This window comes from uncultured Mobiluncus sp., from assembly GCF_963511525.1.
GTDB lineage: Bacteria > Actinomycetota > Actinomycetes > Actinomycetales > Actinomycetaceae > Mobiluncus.
Genome location: NZ_CAUPIY010000004.1, coordinates 63,041 through 79,638, shown reverse-complemented (window position 1 = coordinate 79,638; position 16,598 = coordinate 63,041). Strand labels below are relative to the sequence as shown.

Below are 16,598 nucleotides of genomic sequence, written 5' to 3'. Positions count from 1 at the left end.
ATGATTGATATTAAGAACACGAATGCAGCTGCGATTGCCGCCCAAATGGCTTCGCAGGGCGCGAAAGCAGCCGACACCACGGCTTTTGAGTCGCTCATGAGTTCGTTGGCGACCGAGGCTCGCACTCCCGTTGAAGGCGCGGTGCGCGGAAGGGAAAACTATCCCGACCCGGCTCGTGATTCCCGCCCTGCTGCACCAAAGCCGTCTCGCGTCGGGGCTCCCGAACCGGGGGTATCGGTGCGTCCGTCCAGTAGCCGTCGTGATGCCGCTGGTAAACCGAATAATGTTCGGGCCGACAAGCCCCAGCGTCCCGAACGCCCGGAACGCCCGGAATCCCCGGAACGACCGGAGCGTTCGGATCGTCCCGAGCGTCCCGAAAAAGTTGAGGCGAAGGATCAGAGCCAAGCAAAGGATCCCGCTGATAAAGCGAAACCAACTGATGAGCCGGCTAATGACGCAACCACCTCGACTGATGCTGAACAGACTGCGGAAACTGTCCCCGCTGCGGACACCGCCGCAAGTGCCGTGATTGCCCAGCAAACCGGGACGGACGTGGGCGCGCAGATTGTGGAAACGCCAGATGCGGCACCTGAGACTGTGAAACCGGCTTTGGCTCAGCAGCCTGGGACGACCCCGGACACCCCGGAGTCACACGCTGCCTTGGTTGAGACGTCGCAGGCAGAAAAATCGATAGACGGGGCAGACATCGCCGCCCAGCTGAAATCCGGTAAAGCTCCGTCGCCCCTCCCGGCAAGACCTGAGATGGCAGTGCCGGTGGCACCCGAAGCGATTGAGACGCCAGCGATTTTGGCAGAAGCCCTAGCGGCGGCTGGGCAAACAGCTGGGAACAGTGCGAATACTTCCGCCACGACCGTTTCCAGCGCGAATACCTCCGCGGTGAGCGGTGTGTCTGGCACTTCTGCCCAGACCACCCCCGTGGCTTCCGCTGCGCCGGCGGCGGCTCCCGCTGTGTCCACCCCGAACCCGGTGGCCCAAGCCGCGCCGACTTATGCCCCGAACCTGAGTCAACAGCTCTTTGACCAGATGCAACACCAGCTGTCGCGGTTGAAAGTTCTGGGTCAGGGTCAGCACCAGTTGAAGTTAGCTATCAACCCCGAGACTTTCGGTCCGGTGCGGGTCGCGGCGAACTTCCACGCTGACGGCACGGTGCACCTGCAGCTGTTGGGGGCTTCGGAGGCGGCGCGCGAGCAGCTGCGCCAAGCCCTGAGTGACTTGCGCCGCGACCTGGCATCCACCGGGTTGCAGGCGGATTTGGATTTGGCGGAAAACGCTCAAGAGTTTGCCCAGTTCACGGGAGCGGGAACCGGTTCTTCCGAGAGGGGAACCGGTCAGGCTGGCCAGGCAGGCGCAGCGGGAACGGATGGATCCGAAACTGAACCAGAGGACATCGTGACCCAGCCGAAGGTGGGTGACGTCCTGAAGGACGGCACTGACGGTTCGGTGGATATGTTCGCGTGATTGTGAGGAGAAGATAATGCCAGTCGATGCAGTAAGCGCCGGTGCTAATCCGATTGTGGATAACTACACAATCGGGGCGAACGCCAAGGCAAAAGAGGAAGCAAAAACCCTCGCCACCACCAAGGAAATGAGCCAGGCGGAAAAAGAAGCCCTGTTCCTTAAGAAAATGAATCAGGGACAAAAAACTGACAAGGCGGCCGAAACGAAGGAAAACCCCGGCAAGCTGGGCAAGGACGACTTCATGAAGTTGCTGCTGGCAACGTTGAAGTACCAGGATCCGACCGAGCCGATGGATACCGCGAAGCTGCTGGAACAGACCTCGACCATGACGAACATGGAACAGATGATTCAGATGACCGAGGCTTCCAAGAAGTCTTTTGAGGCTCAGCAGCGCGCCCAAGGTACGACCATGGTCGGCAAGACCGCCGTGTATGACGCCGTTGACCCGGAGGGCAACGCCGTAACTACCGCCGGCAAGATTGAAGCTGTCGAGTTCCTGGCTGATGGCAAGGTGCTGGCGCACATCGGCGACCAAAAGGTCGAGATGAGCGACATCCTCGGTATCGCCGACCCGACTGACAACACGCCTTTGGATAAGGCTATTAAGGATGCCGTGCAGGAGGGCAAAAAGACAGGCGCGGCCACCGAACCCAAGAACACGCCGGCAGCTTCGGGAACTGCCTCTGGAACCACTCCGAGCCAGTCGGGAGCCACTCCCGCTCCGGCTACACAGACCACTAATCAAGGAAACAACACTCCAGCCCCCGCGGCTTCATAGAGCAAAGGAAAAAGAAAATGTTACGTTCACTGTTTACCGGCATCTCGGGCTTGAGTGTCCACCAGACCATGCTCGATGTCACTTCCAACAACATTGCTAACGTCAACACCACCGGGTTCAAGAGCGCGTCCACTCGTTTCGAGGACACGTTCAGCCAGCTGGTGCGTTCCGGGGCGGCACCCCGACTGAACGAGCGCGGCGGTATGAACCCCTCGCAGGTCGGTTTGGGCGTGAAGCTCCAGTCCATTACCCAAAACTTCACCGGCGGCGCGGCCCAGATGACGGGCCGTAACCTGGATACCATGATTAATGGTGACGGGTTCTATGTCCTGAAGAAGAGCAACGGCACCAGCGTGTACACCCGTAACGGCTCTTTCGGTTTGGACGCTCAAGGTCAACTGGTGGCTGCGGACGGCTCGTTCGTGCAGGGCTGGATTGCGGACGAAAAGGGCAAGGTCGAATCTGCGGGGGCCACAAAGAACATTACGCTACCGCTGACTTCCACCTTCAAAGCCAACCCCACCAAGAAAATCACTTACACGGGCAACCTGCCGGCCGACCAAGTCAAGAATGAAGCGGGTGATGCATTTATCAAAACCGAAATTGTGCGGGTTTTTGACGATAAAGGCAATCCTCATAACGTCCTGTTAAAGTTTAGCCGTCCGGATCACGCGGCGCCGGGAGTGGCTCCCAAATGGAAACTCACGGCTTACGATGCGGATGCCTACAAGGCTCTTGATGGCAAACCAACCGAGCAAGACAAGGCCCTAAAAGACGGAGGCGCACGTATCGACCTTGAAGGTACTGATGTCCCGTACGCTGATGCAAAAGGTGCCACGAAGAATGCCAATGCAAAGGGCAAGATAGCTGACGGTTCCTTGACAATTGATTTCCAACCGGACGGTACTTTGGATGAAGCGTCAAAAGCTGCACTAAAAGGGTTGCAGTTCCAGATTCAACAGGTGAACATAGATCCCAACACGAAAAAGGTTTCGGTTGCAGAGGGAACAGTTGCTAAGGATAAAACCACTCTTGACCTCTCGGCACTTACAGGTTACGCCGGGGTCAACAGTGCAGCTCACGACACTATTGACGGTAACGCTGCCGGGACTATGACCGGGTTTTCCATCGAAGCGGACGGCACCATTCGTGGCACGTTCTCGAATGGGGATACCCGAGCTCTAGCGAAGGTCGCTGTGGCTTCCTTCTCCAACCCGCTGGGCTTGGAGAAGGCCGGCAGCTCGTACTTCGTGGAATCCGGTAACTCCGGGCAGCCCCAGATTGGAGAAGCCGGCAGCGGTACGCGCGGCTCCATGACGGGCGGCGCTATCGAAATGTCGAACGTCGACCTAGCCGCCGAGTTCACGAACCTGATTCTGTCCCAGCGCGGTTTCCAGGCAAACAGCCGTGTCATTACGACCTCGGACGAGATCCTGCAGGAGCTTGTGAACATGAAGCGCTAAACCAGGGGTAAACCGGGACTGAACACGGGGTGAAAAATCCCGAGAAATTCCTTGGAAAATCCCTAAAAGCCTTTCAATTTCAGAAAAGGCACCGAAGTTAAGGAAAGCCGCGTAGAGGAGGAACCATGATTGCGTTGACACGCTTGGGCGGGTCGGACTTTGTCCTGAATCCTGACCTGATTGAGCGCGTCGAGTCCACGCCTGACACGATTATCGTCATGGTGGACGCAACTCGCTACGTGGTTTCCCAAACCGTGACCGAAGTCATCGAACTGATTCGTGAGGACCGCGCCCGCCTGCTGGCTCGGGTGGAGGAACTCATCCAAGAAGATTCCCGGACTTCGGCTCCCGCGGCGAGGCTGACCGTGGTGAACATTCAGCAAGATTCGGAGGACTGAGTATGGATCCCGCATCAATAGTTGGTATCGTTGGCGCGCTCTCGGCAGTGGTCGCCATGCTGTACATGGAGGGTGCCGAGATTACGAGCATCCTGTTGCCCCCTCCGATGATTCTGGTGTTCGGTGGGACTATCCTGGCAACGATGGCGTCTTTTACCATGAGAGACTTCCTCTTTGCTTTTGGTCAGGTTCCGAAAGCCTTTACCGCCAAGGTTCCCGATGCTACCGACGCGATTGACACGATTGTGTCCCTGTCTGAAAAGGCTCGCCGCGAAGGTTTGTTGGCTTTGGAAGACGCCGCGAAAGGCATTGAGGATCCGTTCATGCGTGAGGGGCTTATGGCCGCCATCGACGGGATGGATCCGGAAGATTTGCGCTCCATGTTGACAGATAAGATTGAGGCTCGCAAGCAGTCAGATAAAACCGCTTACGGATTCTTTAAGCAAGCTGGCGGCTATGCCCCGACTATCGGCATTATCGGTACCGTCATTTCCCTGGTGCACGTGTTGACACAGCTGTCCGAGCCCGAGACTTTGGGTCCGTTGATTGCTTCGGCTTTCGTGGCTACCCTGTGGGGTCTGCTCAGTGCGAACATGATTTGGCTGCCGATTTCCTCCCGTATGCAGAGAATCTCCAATCTGGAGTTGGCTCGGATGGAAATCGTCATGGAAGGGCTCATCAGTCTGCAGTCCGGAGCGAACCCGCGTCAGGTTGGCGAACGTCTGCGTTCCTTGATTCCGCCGAACCAGCTAAAGGCCGAAAAAGCGGCCTAGGCCTGACCAGTCGTTAGGGAAACGACTTGTCCGCAAACACCGAGAGGAGGAACTTGTATGGCAAAGCGTAAGCATGAATGTCCGGAACCTGACAACACCGAGCGTTGGGCAGTATCCTATCTGGACATGATTACCGTCATGATGTGCCTGTTCCTGGTGCTGTACGCGATTTCTCAGGTTGATCAGGGCAAATTGGCCAAGCTGCGCACGTCCCTGGCGGCCGGTTTCAACGCCACCATTCAGATTGCCAATCCACTGCAAACCGATGGGGGACTGGGAATTTTGGCCGGTTCCACCTCGGCGGTGCAGCTGGGCAGTCTGATGGGTAACCTGAACCAAAATCCTCAATCTCAGCCTGAACGTATGCAGGCTATGCGGGAAGCCAGTCACCTGAACTCCATCAAGAAACAGGTTGAAGAACAGTTGAAAGCGGCTGGCAAGGAAGGCGCCTTGGCGATGCGCATCACCGACAAGGGCCTGGTGTTGGGCATGGTTGCCAACGACACCTACTTTAAAACTGGAGAGGCGACGATTCAGCCCACCGCTCGTGAGGTACTCGGTGCGGTGACCCCGGTTTTGGCGTCCCTGGAAGAAAGCATTGCCATCGAAGGCTATGCCGATCCGCAACCAATCGCTAACGCGAGATTCCCCTCTAACTACCACCTGGCTTCAGCTCGTGCCATTGAGGTGCTGATTGCGCTAAAGGACGGTGGAGTGCCGGGGGCGAAACTGCGAACGATTTCGTATGGAGCTGATCACCAGACTGAGGCTACAGACGGTCAGGATGCTTGGGCTTTCAACAGGCGTGTGGATATTGTCATTATGTCAACCGCAAAAGATTCCGTCCGCGCCTTACTGCCCGATGCTGCGAAACAGCTTGCGGGTGGGACAAATGCCAACATCGCCCCGCCGCCCCCCAATATTGCCCCGTCCCTAGCACCCCCGCCGCCGGAAGGCACCGCGGGTGAGGCAGGCGCTACGGGCGACGAAAACTAGGCTGGGCGGGTTTCATCGAACGATGACATCGAAAAAGCTAGATTTTCGGGGTCAAGCCGCCCCGAGAACAGGACTTTACAGGTAACGTAGGAAAAGGATAATACGAATCGTCCCGGTGCAGGTCAATTGCAAAGTCTCTGACGCGGTCCGATTCTAAACACACACCGGAACCGGCCATGCTGGTCCGGACCTAAGGGAGGAAATATGCCAGTCGGTGTTGGAGCGAAACCAGCGGGAGGCACCGCCGCAAGACCGGTCCCGGCAGCCGCTAAACCGGCTATGCCCCCAACCGCGCCTCCGGCGGGAGCGGAGCCGGGCAAGAAGGGCGGCGCGAAAAAGATTCTGCTCGTCGTCCTGATTGTAGTGATTCTGGCCGTATTAGCGGTGGGCGTGTTCCTGGCGCTGAAGTTGCTCGGTGTCATCGGGGGAGGAGACGGGGAAAAGGAATCCCCGAAACCCGCAGAGACCACTAAGGCTTTGGTGATGGGCAAGCAGTCGGTGTCGACTGGGGAGCCGCTGAGTATCAACCTCGATGATGGATTCATGTCGTTTGCGGCCACGATTTACTTTGATGAAGAGATTAAGCCGGAGGGCGAGGGTAGCTCGGACATCGATCCGTCCCCCGCTCGCGATGCGGCTTTGCGGCTGTTCAAAGGCATGAAGAAAGAGGATTTGGACAAGCCCGGCGCGATGCAGGAGCTGCAAAAGAAATATACCGCCGAGCTGAACAAGAGCCCGATTCCGCCTTATAACGGACACGTGGTGACTGTCCAGTTCACCACTTTTGCCTACCAGTAAAGCTCAAACTTGCTGGCGGGGAACACCCGCAACTGAAGGCAATTCTTTCTAACAACGCAGGAAAACCCCAAACTCTAACGGTTTACCTGGATAAAATGGAAAACGATGGCAAAGACAAGTACCGTTCAGACTGACGTAGATGCGAGAGTTTACGACTTTAGTAAACCGATGAAGCTCCCGCGTGAGTACGCGCGCATTATGGAGATGGCTCTGGAAGCCTTTACCCGGCACTGGGTCAACCAGCTGGTAGGACGCCTGCACGTGGTGATAACCGGTGAAGTCGGGGATTTGTCCATGCGGTCTTATGACGATTACATTAAGACCCTGCCGACCCAGACTCTGATGGTGATTATTGATTTCCAAGGGGGGCGCAACAAGGGAGTTCTGCAATTCCCTCGCCAAACCGCTCTGGCTTGGGTCGATCACTTGCTGGGTGGAACCGGAGATGTGGAATCGACTCCTGACCGGGAACTGACCGAGGTCGAGGTTTCGGTCCTGATTGACTTCCTCAAGCGGGTGCTTTCTGACCTCGATGTGGCTTTCCAATCGATGCTGCCGCTGGGTAGCCAATTCCGCACCATCGAGTATGCTCCTCAGTTTGTGCAGGTCGTGGACGGTTCCACTCCGGTGCTGTTTGCTCCGATTACACTGACCGCCGGGGAACACCAGGATGACTGCTCCATCATGATGCCGGTGTCGATGATTACGGACGCGATTCATCAGGGCGATGTCCATGACACTCGTACCGAACAGCAAAAAGCGGAAGCCGCCGCGGTGCGTCAGCTCCTGGTGGATTCTATCGAAGACGTGCCGGTTGAGGTGGCGGTGCGTTTCACTCCCCGGAAGGTCAATCCGCGTGAACTCGATGGCCTGGCTATCGGCGATACCTTACCTTTAATCCACCCGACCTCTCGTCCATTGGATATGGTGGTTGGGGATTTGATTTTGGCAGAAACGGCTGCAGGAACTTCCGGGTCGCGTTTAGCGGCGATGGTGGTTTCGGTTAACAAAGGAGAAAAGAAATGAGCGTGACCCCGAATCAGGTTCTGGATGCTGCCCAGGCGGTCATACCACTACTACCCTCGACCACTGAGCTTACCGCATCCTCATGGGAGCCAGGCGACCCGATGCCGGGTGCTGATTCTCCCGCAGTGGTCACGACTCTATCCGCCGAAGAATCTCTGCAGGTGTGCTTGGTCGCCTCCTCGATTATTGCGGAAGCCTTGGAGGGCGCGGAGGGGATGACCCAGACCCAGGCGTTGTTGCCGGCTTTGGAAGCGGCTACTTCTGCCCTGGGGACCGGGGTCATGGAAAACACCACCGAGGGAACCGTAGACGACCTGCTGGACAGCGAAGACTGGATTAAGGCCACCTTGGAGGCTGACGGCACGGTGCAGGGCTGGTTAGCGGTGCGTCCTGCGCCGGTCCAGGAAACCGCCGCCGAGGACAAAGCCCAGGAGACTCCCGAAGGTCCGGTCACTCAGGCCACTGCCACTCCCGAGCAGCGCGCCGAGTCGATGAAACTGCTCTATGACGTCGAGATGACTTTGACGGCGGAAATCGGGCGCACCAAGTTAGCGGTGCATGACGTGCTGGATTTGTCCCCCGGCTCCGTTATCGAGTTGGATCGTTCCGCCGGTTCAGCCGCTGACGTCATGGTGAATGGCCGCCTCATTGCTCGCGGTGAGATTGTCGTGGTTGACGAAGAATACGGTATTCGTATTACGGAGATTGTGTCTCTGGCCGATCAACAGAATCAGAGCCAGTCCTAGTGAATGGATCAGTCGAAAAGGGGTGAGCGGTGAGCTTACTGGGCGTCTTACAGACCGGTGTGGCGTGGACAACGCTCGGTTACGTTCACCTCAATAACCTTGCCGCGGCTCTGAGCGCTTCCGAAACCTCAGACCCGGCCAGTCCCAGCCCGACCGGCAACACGAAGCTGGTCGGCTCCACTCCAGCTTCCCCTCCGACTACACCCGCAAAGGGTACCCCGCCGAGTTCCCCTGCCTCCGATACGCTCACCCCGGACGTGCCGTTGACCGGTCAACCTGCCGAGAACCCCATGATGATATTCCTGCGCTTCATCGTGGGAATCGTGGTGGTGTTCCTGCTGATGTGGCTGCTGTGGCGTTGGTTCAAGCGCACTAACCTCGGTGATTACGAGGGTCCGGGCTTGCGTTTGGTGTCTCGACTGCAGCTGTCTCGGGTTTCCCAAGTCGCCCTCATCGAGATTGGCGGGCGAATGTTCCTGGTGGGCGCGGGGGATTCCTCCGTCACTCCCATCGCCGAGATTTATGACACGGAGGAAATGTCCGCGGAACTGAGCGCTGCCGCCGAGGCTTTTCAGGAGCGGGCTAATCAGCCGGTGTCCCGGCCTTTTGGGGAGCTGTTGGCTCGCGCCACGAAACGTGCCGAGCGGGGCTCGCGCCCCTCGCCGCAGTCGGCGAGCCCGAAGTCTACCGAGACTCGTTCCGTCACGCCAAGCCGTACTGCCGTGCAGGCCAGGCCCGCAACGCCAGCCGCCCTTGCCGCGGCCAAAGCCAAGCCGAAGTCGCAGGTTACTGAGGAACAGATGGATGCTCTAGCCTCTCAGATTGCCGCCGAATTCGGGGCCAAGGGACCACAGAAACCTGCCGCGGACGGTCAGCTCGTCCCCACGAAAACAGCGCCTACGAAACCCACGGCGAGCGACAAAAAGCCGGCAGACAAATCTTTTCCTGCCGCTGCATCGCAGACTTCGGCGGTGAGTCCGCATGAGTGACCTGTTGCTGACCCAACACGCCGCTTCGGTGGCGGAGTTTCAAGCCTATGCGCGGGAGCGCCAGGCGCGCCAAGCGCGGCGCCAAGCTGCCTTCCGTCAGGTCGTGCGCGACCAGTACCGCACCAGCGCCGCTCACTGGGAACGCCTGGGTGTCACGTTCACCTTGCCCCCCGATTTCGGCGCGGACACCATCGGTTCCGGGCGAAGCCCTGTCGATGCCGCCAGCCTGGAACGGGAAAAACGCGAACGCGCCCGCGGCTCTCGCTTCGGATTCGGCCTGAAACATCGCGAGCTGAGCCCGGAGCAGCGCGTGGCTCGTCTGCGCCTGCAGCTGGCTTGGTTCCTGGCTGTCGTGGCAGTTTTTGCCATCAATTTTTCCATGCCCCACGCTTCAGCCGACCCTGCGGTCGCCCCGGCCGCGTCAACCGTGAGCCAGTCGGCAGCCCCCGCGCTCAGTCAACCAGGACAATCCGCCCTTGTGAGCTCTGCAAATGTAATCCAACCTGGGCAACCCGACCCGTTAACGAATCCGGGAGACATCATCGGCCCCAATGACCCGAACGCCCCGGTCAATCCAGAAAAACCCGGCATTCAACTGAACGTCAACGGCTGGGATAAAGCGCCCTCCACTGCCGTCCTGGTGTTCCTGCTGATTACCGTGCTTTCAGTGGCGCCGTCACTGCTGTTGATGATGACGTCCTTCACCAAGATTTTCATCGTCTTGGCGATGGCGCGCAATGCGATGGGGCTGAATCAGATTCCTCCGACCCAGGTCATCTCCGGTTTGGCGATATTCCTATCCCTGTTCATCATGAGCCCCACCATCACGTCTATCTGGCAAGACGCTGTGCAGCCTTATATGGACGGCAAGATTCAAGTGCAGGATATGCTGAAACTCTCGGAAAAGCCGGTGCGCGAGTTCATGGGACCGCTGACCCGCGAGGAGGACATCGCCCTGATGACCCGAGCCGCGGACCGCCCTAATCCGCCCAGCCTGGAGGAAACCCCCTTCACCACCCTGGTGCCGGCGTTCATGATTTCCGAAGTCCGTTCCGCCTTCATCATCGGGTTCGTGGTGTTCATCCCCTTCCTGGTCATTGACCTGGTCGTGGGCGCCGCCCTGATGAGTATGGGTATGATGATGCTTCCTCCAGTGATGGTTTCTATGCCTTTCAAGGTTTTGCTATTTGTCATGGTTGACGGTTGGGGCTTGTTGACCAAGACCTTGATAGGAACGTACCGATGAACTCCTCCGCAGTTTTGGACCTCGCGTTGACCGCCATGTTGATGGGGGCCAAGCTGGCGGCACCCATTTTGATTACCTCCCTGGTCGTGGGCTTTCTCATTTCGCTGTTCCAGTCCATCACCCAAATCCAGGAAGTCACGCTGACTTTCGTCCCCAAGACCGTTGCGGTGGGGATTGCCCTGTATATTTCGGGCTACTGGATGCTGCAAACCCTGGTCACCACCACCCAAGACATGATGGCGCGGATTCCAGCCCTGCTGAATTCTTAAGGCGAGGTGGGGCAATGACCATCAATCTCGCTCTCTTTACCGCTTTTGCCCTGGCCACCGTGCGCGCTACCGTTTTCCTGGCGCTGTGCCCGCCTTTTAATAGCCGTGCCATCTCTGGCCGAGTAAAAGCACTGTTGGGGGCCGCTTTGGGGTTCGCTTGCATGAGCCGGGTCGGGCCGATAGAGCAATCGGACGTATTCCTATTTGAGCTGCTGATTCAAGCCCTCATCGGCTTTTCTATGGCGGTCATGGTGCGCATCATCATCGCGGCACTCCAGATGGCCGGTTCGCTCATTGACTTTGAAGGCGGCTTTGCGATGGCCCAGGCCTTCGACCCGCTGACCATGACGAACCAGGCGACTTTCGGGCGGGTCTACGAACTGACGGCCATGGCCATGCTTTTTGCTACCAACGGCTACCAGCTGCTGATAATGGGACTGGCGCGCTCTTTTAACGCCATGCCGGTCGGCGCGGTCTTTGATATGGCCAACTACGCCGACCGTCTGGTGTTTCGTTTCGGTGAACTGATGATCGCCTCCATAGAGATTGCCGGGCCGCTGCTGCTGGTGCTGTTCCTCACCGACATGGGTCTGGGTCTGTTGACCAAGGTTGCGCCGGCCATGAACGCCTTTACCTTGGGCTTCCCGCTAAAGATTATGATGACCGCGTTCACCGCCCCCCTGATTATGGTGGTCATTCCTCAGGTCGTTGAGAAACTGATGGACAAGGTCATGGTGAGTTTCCAGGGGGTGTTCATGTGAGCGATTCCGGCGAAAAGACTGAAAAGGCCACCCCGCGGCATCTGAAAAAAGTTCGTGAGGAAGGTGGCCTGCAAAAGTCCCAGGATCTGACCGGGTGGATTTCCTTGGCCGCCGGGGCAGCCTTGCTTCCGTTCATGATGGATACGGCGTTCCAAAAGGCTCGTCATCAGACTTTGACGGCGGTGACCCTGAAAGAGGTTCCCTCTAAGCAAGAAATCGTGGGTTTCCTGGCCTCTTCATTGAGCACGATTGTGTGGACTCTGCTGCCGTTCATGCTGGCCATTTTGCTGGTCGCCGTAATGGTGAACATTATCCAAGGTAAAGGCGTGTTCCCTTCCGCCAAACACTTGAAGCCCAAACTGCAAAACCTGAACATTGTCAAGGGCTTTAAGAAAGTGGTCGGCATCCAGCCCCTGTGGAACGGTTTGAAGGCTCTGCTTAAGACCATCGCCGTGGGCATCGTGTTGTACGTGGTCATTTCCGGGGTCACCGAGATAATGGGAGCGGCCGGACATATCTCGCTGTGGGATTTGATTGCCTACGGTCAGGGCAAGATGTGGCTGCTCATCTGGGCTTCGGTTATCGCCGGCATCGCGGTCTCCGTGCTGGACGCTCTGTTTATCTTTAAAAAGAACCAGAAACAGACCAAGATGTCCAAGCAGGAAATCAAGGAAGAATACAAACAGGACGAAGGCGACCCGTTGATTAAGTCCCAGCGCCGCTCTCGTGCCATCGCCATGAGCCGCAACCGGATGATTGCCGACGCCGCTAACGCTGACGTAGTGGTGGTAAACCCGACCCACTACGCTGTTGCTCTCAAGTACGAAGCGGGTCAGGGCGCCCCGAAAGTCCTGGCGAAAGGGGTGGACCATATTGCTTCGCGGATTCGTGAAGTCGCCCAGGATTCAAAGATTCCCCAGGTAGAGGACGTTTCGCTGGCGCGGACTCTGTATTCCACGGTCGAGGTCGGGGCGGCGATTCCCGAGGAGCTGTATACCGCGGTCGCCCAGGTTTTGGCGTTCGTGCTGATTCTGAAAAAGCGCGGGACTCGCGGCGGGGTTCACAAGATGCCCTCTTACCTCTTTGGGAAGGACTCCTGACGAACCAGTTTTGCCCCTAAAAAGTCGGAAAACCTAATGTAAACGACCCTTTTGCCGATGTGGCAACGGTAAGATAAGTGAGGAATGGAGTCCATGGCCGTGAGGAGACCGGCACGTGAAGGGCAAATTTGATGCCACATTGATACCGAAGCTGATAGTCCCCATGGGGGTTGTCGGCATCGTCATGTTGCTTGTTTTCCCGCTGCAGCCGTGGATGATGGACGTCCTGCTCACCATGTCCATCATGCTGTCCATGATTTCCTTGCTCACGACCATGTTCGTTTCCAAGCCGTTGAACTTTTCGGTGTTTCCGACCCTGGTTTTGGTGCTGACACTGTTCCGGCTGAGTTTGAACATCGCTTCGACCCGGTTGATTTTGACGCCCGGCTCCGGGGGTGGTTCCGCGAAAGCCGGCAAAGTCATCGAGGCCTTCGGGACTTTCGTAGTGGGCGGCAACTTTGTGGTCGGCATGGTGGTATTCGTCATCCTGGTCATCATCAACTTCGTCGTTATTACCAACGGCGCGGGGCGTGTGGCGGAAGTCGGGGCGCGTTTCACCTTGGATGCTATGCCCGGTAAACAGATGGCTATCGACGCCGACCTGAACTCCGGTCTCATCGATGAAGAAACTGCTCGTGCCCGGCGTGCCGAGATTGCTTCCGAGGCCGACTTTTACGGCGCTATGGACGGTGGTTCCAAGTTCGTTAAAGGCGATGCTATCGCTGGTATCGTCATCACCATCGTCAACCTCATCGCCGGCTTCATCATCGGCATGGTCGTGGAAGGCATGCCGGTTGGCGACTCCATCGCGACGTATTCCCAGCTGACGGTCGGTGATGGTCTGGTTTCCCAGATTCCGTCCCTGCTGATGAGCTTGGCTACCGGCGTTATCGTCACCCGTTCCAAGGACTCTCCCGAAGGCGGTATCGGCGGGGACTTCTCTCGCCAGCTGACTCAGTCCTTCGCCGCGCTGTTTATCGCGGGGATAGCCTGCGTCTTTATGGGGATTATTCCGGCCATGCCGAAGGCCCCGTTCTTTGTTATCGGCGCCCTGCTGCTGTATGCCGGGTGGCGCTCCATGTCGAAACTCAAGCAAGTCGAGGCTGAGGAAGAAGTCGTGGTCGAGGAGGACGACTCCAAGCCCGCGGGCGAAACCCCTGAACAGCTCATCGAACAGATGCGAGTCCCGGCCCTCGAAATCCTCCTCGCTCCCGACCTCATCGACCTGGTGGGAGCGAACACCGACACCGACCTGCTGGCGCGAGTGCGCGGCTTGCGCCGCAAAGTGGCTCTCGAATCGGGCTTCGTGCTGCCTCCGGTGCGTACCCGCGATTCTGTAGACCTGCCCGTGTCCACCTACGTCATCCGCATGTCCGGCGTGGAAGTCGGCCGCGGCATTGCCCCGCCCGGCAAGGTTCTGGCCTTGGGCGATATCCTGGACGACCTGCCTGGTGAAATCACCAACGAACCCGTATTCGGCTTGACCGGCAAATGGATCCCCGTGGAGCTGCGGTATAACGCCGAGCTGGGCGGAGCGACCGTAGTGGATCGTGTTTCGGTGCTGATTACCCACCTGGGGGCGCTGGTCAGCGAGAACGCGGCGCGGCTCCTGTCTCGTGAAGACGTGCGGATCCTGGTCGACGGGGTGCGTCAGACGAACCCGAGCGCCGTGGAGGAACTGATCCCCGCGATGCTGTCCCTGGGCGAGGTCCAAGTCGTGCTACAAGGCCTGCTGGAAGAACAGGTCCCCATCTTGGACTTGCCCCGGATTTTTGAGGCGCTGTCCGTGAAAGGCAAGCAGACCACCGAACCTGAGCAGCTCATCGAGGCGGCTCGGGCGGAGCTGGGTCCCTCGATTGTGGCAAAGTACGTAATGGAAGGGGTACTGCGGGTCATTACCTTGGATCCGATTTTTGAACAGTCCCTGCTGGAGAGCGTGCGTCCCGGCGATGAAGGTTCCCAACTGGCTCTGGACCCGGACCGGATGGAGACTTTCCTGAACCAGACTCGCGAAGTGACCGAGCAGGCAGAACAGACCGGATTTTCTGTTGTTTTAGTTTGTGCGCCTGTCTTACGCCCAGCGCTGCGAAAACTTGTTAACCTTGGTATAGCGCGTTTGCCGGTGCTGTCGTACACCGAAGTATCGGGCGCGAAAGTAATGATCGAGACGATGGGAACGATAAGTGGCAGCCACGCGATATCTGGTTGAAGGCGATCGCCTTGACGTCCTCATCGGCCAAGTAAAACGGATGGGCCGACGTGTCACCGTGCTCAAAGCCGAAAAAGTCCGCAAGGGCGGCCTGGCCGGGATGTTCGCCAAGGAACACTATGAAGTCCTGGTGGAAGTCGAGGGGGTCGGTGAACCGCCCCAGAGCTTCCGCAACGCTACCGGCACTGCGGCTGCCGCTGCGGCGAGCGCCAAACCCAAGCCCACCCACAAGACCCTTTCGGAACAGGCTGACGAAGCCGGCTTAGGAAAGAAAAAGCAGGCTCCCCCGGATGCTGGTGAATCCGCTGATTCTGCCGCGACCGCGACCGGCAAAGGCACTGTGCGAGACGATGGCGGCACCGCTTCTCCCACCAAGAAAGATCCCGATCTGGAACACCTGCTTGACGAAGCGCGTTCCCAGCTCAGCTCCAATACCGAAGCCGCTCAAGCCCAGCTCGAAGCCCAGATGGCTCAGATGGGAATCGGGGATGCCGCTTCCCTCATCAACGAAACTCAGCCTGAGCCGAGTGCCGCTCCCAAGCCTAGTGAAACCGCCGGTTTAGCCGGCTCGATGGGGTCCCTGGCCCGGCCTGTCGGCGGGGCTTTTGATGCGCGCCTGCAAGGGGCGGCGGCGCCGGGTGCGAGTGCCGGGCGTATCGTTACCTCCGCTCCGCGCGTTGCTTCCGGTCCGAAATTGCCGGCCGCGGCTCTGAGCGAACTGGGATTCCCGGCGGAGTTGTTTGCTGGGGTGCCGGGAGGCGAGAACCTGGCTGAGGCCGTCGCTACCGGCACCGTGGACACCAGTGAGATGGCGCTGGATGATGTGTTGGGGGCTTTGCCCGAGCCGGTGCCCCTGCTGGAAAAGCCTGGTTCCACGATTGTAGTGGTCGGTTCCTCGCCGATATCCCTGTCGATTGTGGAAACCGCGCAACGTTTGGCGGGTCGGCTGGGCGAGGACGCCTATTGCGTGCTGGGCGGACCGAAAACCACCCTTCCCGGAGAGGCTCTGCGGGCTCGTTCCGGGGAAGAATTGAAGTCCCTGATGGAGGCCCATCCGGGGCAAACCTGCGTGTTAGCTTTGGCAGATTCGCTCATTGAAGCCCACCGGCGCACCATGGCAAAACTCATCTCGGTTATCTATGTCGATCAAACTTGGGCGGTAGTCGATGCGCGTAGTCCCGCGGACAAAATCGAGAGCTGGATTCGCGGCCTGCCGGACGCGATACGTCCCGATGCCCTGGCGGTTCAGCGCATTTGGGAATCCGACCATCCCGGTGCCCTGTTCGAAGTGGGCATTCCCATCGGCATGCTGGACGGGGTTCCCGCTCGCGGCGAAGCCTGGAAGATGCTGCTGGAAGACATTTTCGCCGGCGCCCACTGATTTTTCCGCCTGGAATCCGGGTTGCGCTGTCTTAATTTGGCATCGCTGCCGATGATTCCATTCCGCTTGGTGAACAGACTGCAGCCTTTCTTGGTTTGGGTGGAAATCTCCATATCCGGGTGCGTTTAAATAGTTTTTATGGCGTGTTTTGGGTTCTGCGGGGTGGTCGCTCGGGGGCGCTCGCGA

The 16,598-nt window shown here is 58.3% G+C and carries 16 protein-coding genes; all 16 read left to right on the top strand.

From position 1 onward, the window contains the following. Positions 1–1,479 (top strand): flagellar hook-length control protein FliK, encoded by a 1,479-nt coding sequence (locus tag RQ935_RS04355; protein WP_311497365.1) that lies wholly within the window; start codon positions 1–3, stop codon positions 1,477–1,479. A 16-nt stretch (positions 1,480–1,495) separates the two neighbouring features. Beyond that, positions 1,496–2,257 carry a flagellar hook capping FlgD N-terminal domain-containing protein gene (locus tag RQ935_RS04350; RefSeq protein WP_311497364.1) on the top strand — a complete coding sequence of 254 codons (762 nt, stop codon included), beginning with the start codon at positions 1,496–1,498 and terminating at the stop codon, positions 2,255–2,257. Between the two features lie 17 nt (positions 2,258–2,274). After that, positions 2,275–3,720: a flagellar hook protein FlgE gene (locus tag RQ935_RS04345; protein ID WP_311497363.1), complete on the top strand. Its 1,446-nt coding sequence runs from the start codon at positions 2,275–2,277 to the stop codon at positions 3,718–3,720. A gap of 125 nt (positions 3,721–3,845) precedes the next feature. Beyond that, entirely contained in the window at positions 3,846–4,118 is a 273-nt protein-coding gene (locus RQ935_RS04340) for a flagellar FlbD family protein (RefSeq protein WP_311497362.1), read from the top strand. Between the two features lie 2 nt (positions 4,119–4,120). After that, the gene (locus RQ935_RS04335) at positions 4,121–4,891 is read left to right on the top strand and encodes a MotA/TolQ/ExbB proton channel family protein (protein ID WP_311497361.1); all 771 of its coding nucleotides are present in this window, start codon (positions 4,121–4,123) and stop codon (positions 4,889–4,891) included. Between the two features lie 57 nt (positions 4,892–4,948). Then, on the top strand, positions 4,949–5,887 hold the full coding sequence (locus tag RQ935_RS04330) for a flagellar motor protein MotB (RefSeq protein ID WP_298634106.1): 939 nt from the start codon (positions 4,949–4,951) through the stop codon (positions 5,885–5,887). Between the two features lie 204 nt (positions 5,888–6,091). Then, positions 6,092–6,685, top strand: coding sequence for a flagellar basal body-associated FliL family protein (locus RQ935_RS04325; RefSeq protein WP_282920897.1), 594 nt, complete (start codon positions 6,092–6,094; stop codon positions 6,683–6,685). Between the two features lie 105 nt (positions 6,686–6,790). Then, positions 6,791–7,711, top strand: coding sequence for a flagellar motor switch protein FliM (locus RQ935_RS04320; protein ID WP_295027919.1), 921 nt, complete (start codon positions 6,791–6,793; stop codon positions 7,709–7,711). Beyond that, on the top strand, positions 7,708–8,457 hold the full coding sequence (gene fliN, locus RQ935_RS04315; RefSeq protein ID WP_295027917.1) for a flagellar motor switch protein FliN: 750 nt from the start codon (positions 7,708–7,710) through the stop codon (positions 8,455–8,457). Before RQ935_RS04320 ends, fliN begins: the two co-directional genes overlap by 4 nt. A 29-nt stretch (positions 8,458–8,486) precedes the next feature. Beyond that, complete coding sequence (locus tag RQ935_RS04310) at positions 8,487–9,446, top strand: flagellar biosynthetic protein FliO (RefSeq protein WP_311497360.1); 960 nt, start codon at positions 8,487–8,489, stop codon at positions 9,444–9,446. Further along, positions 9,439–10,692 (top strand): flagellar type III secretion system pore protein FliP, encoded by a 1,254-nt coding sequence (gene fliP / locus RQ935_RS04305; RefSeq protein ID WP_311497359.1) that lies wholly within the window; start codon positions 9,439–9,441, stop codon positions 10,690–10,692. Before RQ935_RS04310 ends, fliP begins: the two co-directional genes overlap by 8 nt. Next, positions 10,689–10,961 (top strand): flagellar biosynthetic protein FliQ, encoded by a 273-nt coding sequence (locus RQ935_RS04300; protein WP_295027914.1) that lies wholly within the window; start codon positions 10,689–10,691, stop codon positions 10,959–10,961. The genes fliP and RQ935_RS04300 overlap by 4 nt, the downstream gene beginning before the upstream one ends. Before the next feature lie 14 nt (positions 10,962–10,975). Then, positions 10,976–11,722: a flagellar biosynthetic protein FliR gene (locus RQ935_RS04295; protein ID WP_282920903.1), complete on the top strand. Its 747-nt coding sequence runs from the start codon at positions 10,976–10,978 to the stop codon at positions 11,720–11,722. Next, positions 11,719–12,822 (top strand): EscU/YscU/HrcU family type III secretion system export apparatus switch protein, encoded by a 1,104-nt coding sequence (locus tag RQ935_RS04290; RefSeq protein WP_311497358.1) that lies wholly within the window; start codon positions 11,719–11,721, stop codon positions 12,820–12,822. Before RQ935_RS04295 ends, RQ935_RS04290 begins: the two co-directional genes overlap by 4 nt. Positions 12,823–12,937: 115 nt before the next feature. Further along, positions 12,938–15,031 carry a flagellar biosynthesis protein FlhA gene (locus RQ935_RS04285; RefSeq protein WP_311497357.1) on the top strand — a complete coding sequence of 698 codons (2,094 nt, stop codon included), beginning with the start codon at positions 12,938–12,940 and terminating at the stop codon, positions 15,029–15,031. Beyond that, positions 15,006–16,412 carry a hypothetical protein gene (locus tag RQ935_RS04280; protein WP_311497356.1) on the top strand — a complete coding sequence of 469 codons (1,407 nt, stop codon included), beginning with the start codon at positions 15,006–15,008 and terminating at the stop codon, positions 16,410–16,412. Before RQ935_RS04285 ends, RQ935_RS04280 begins: the two co-directional genes overlap by 26 nt. The last annotated feature ends 186 nt before the right edge of the window (positions 16,413–16,598 follow it).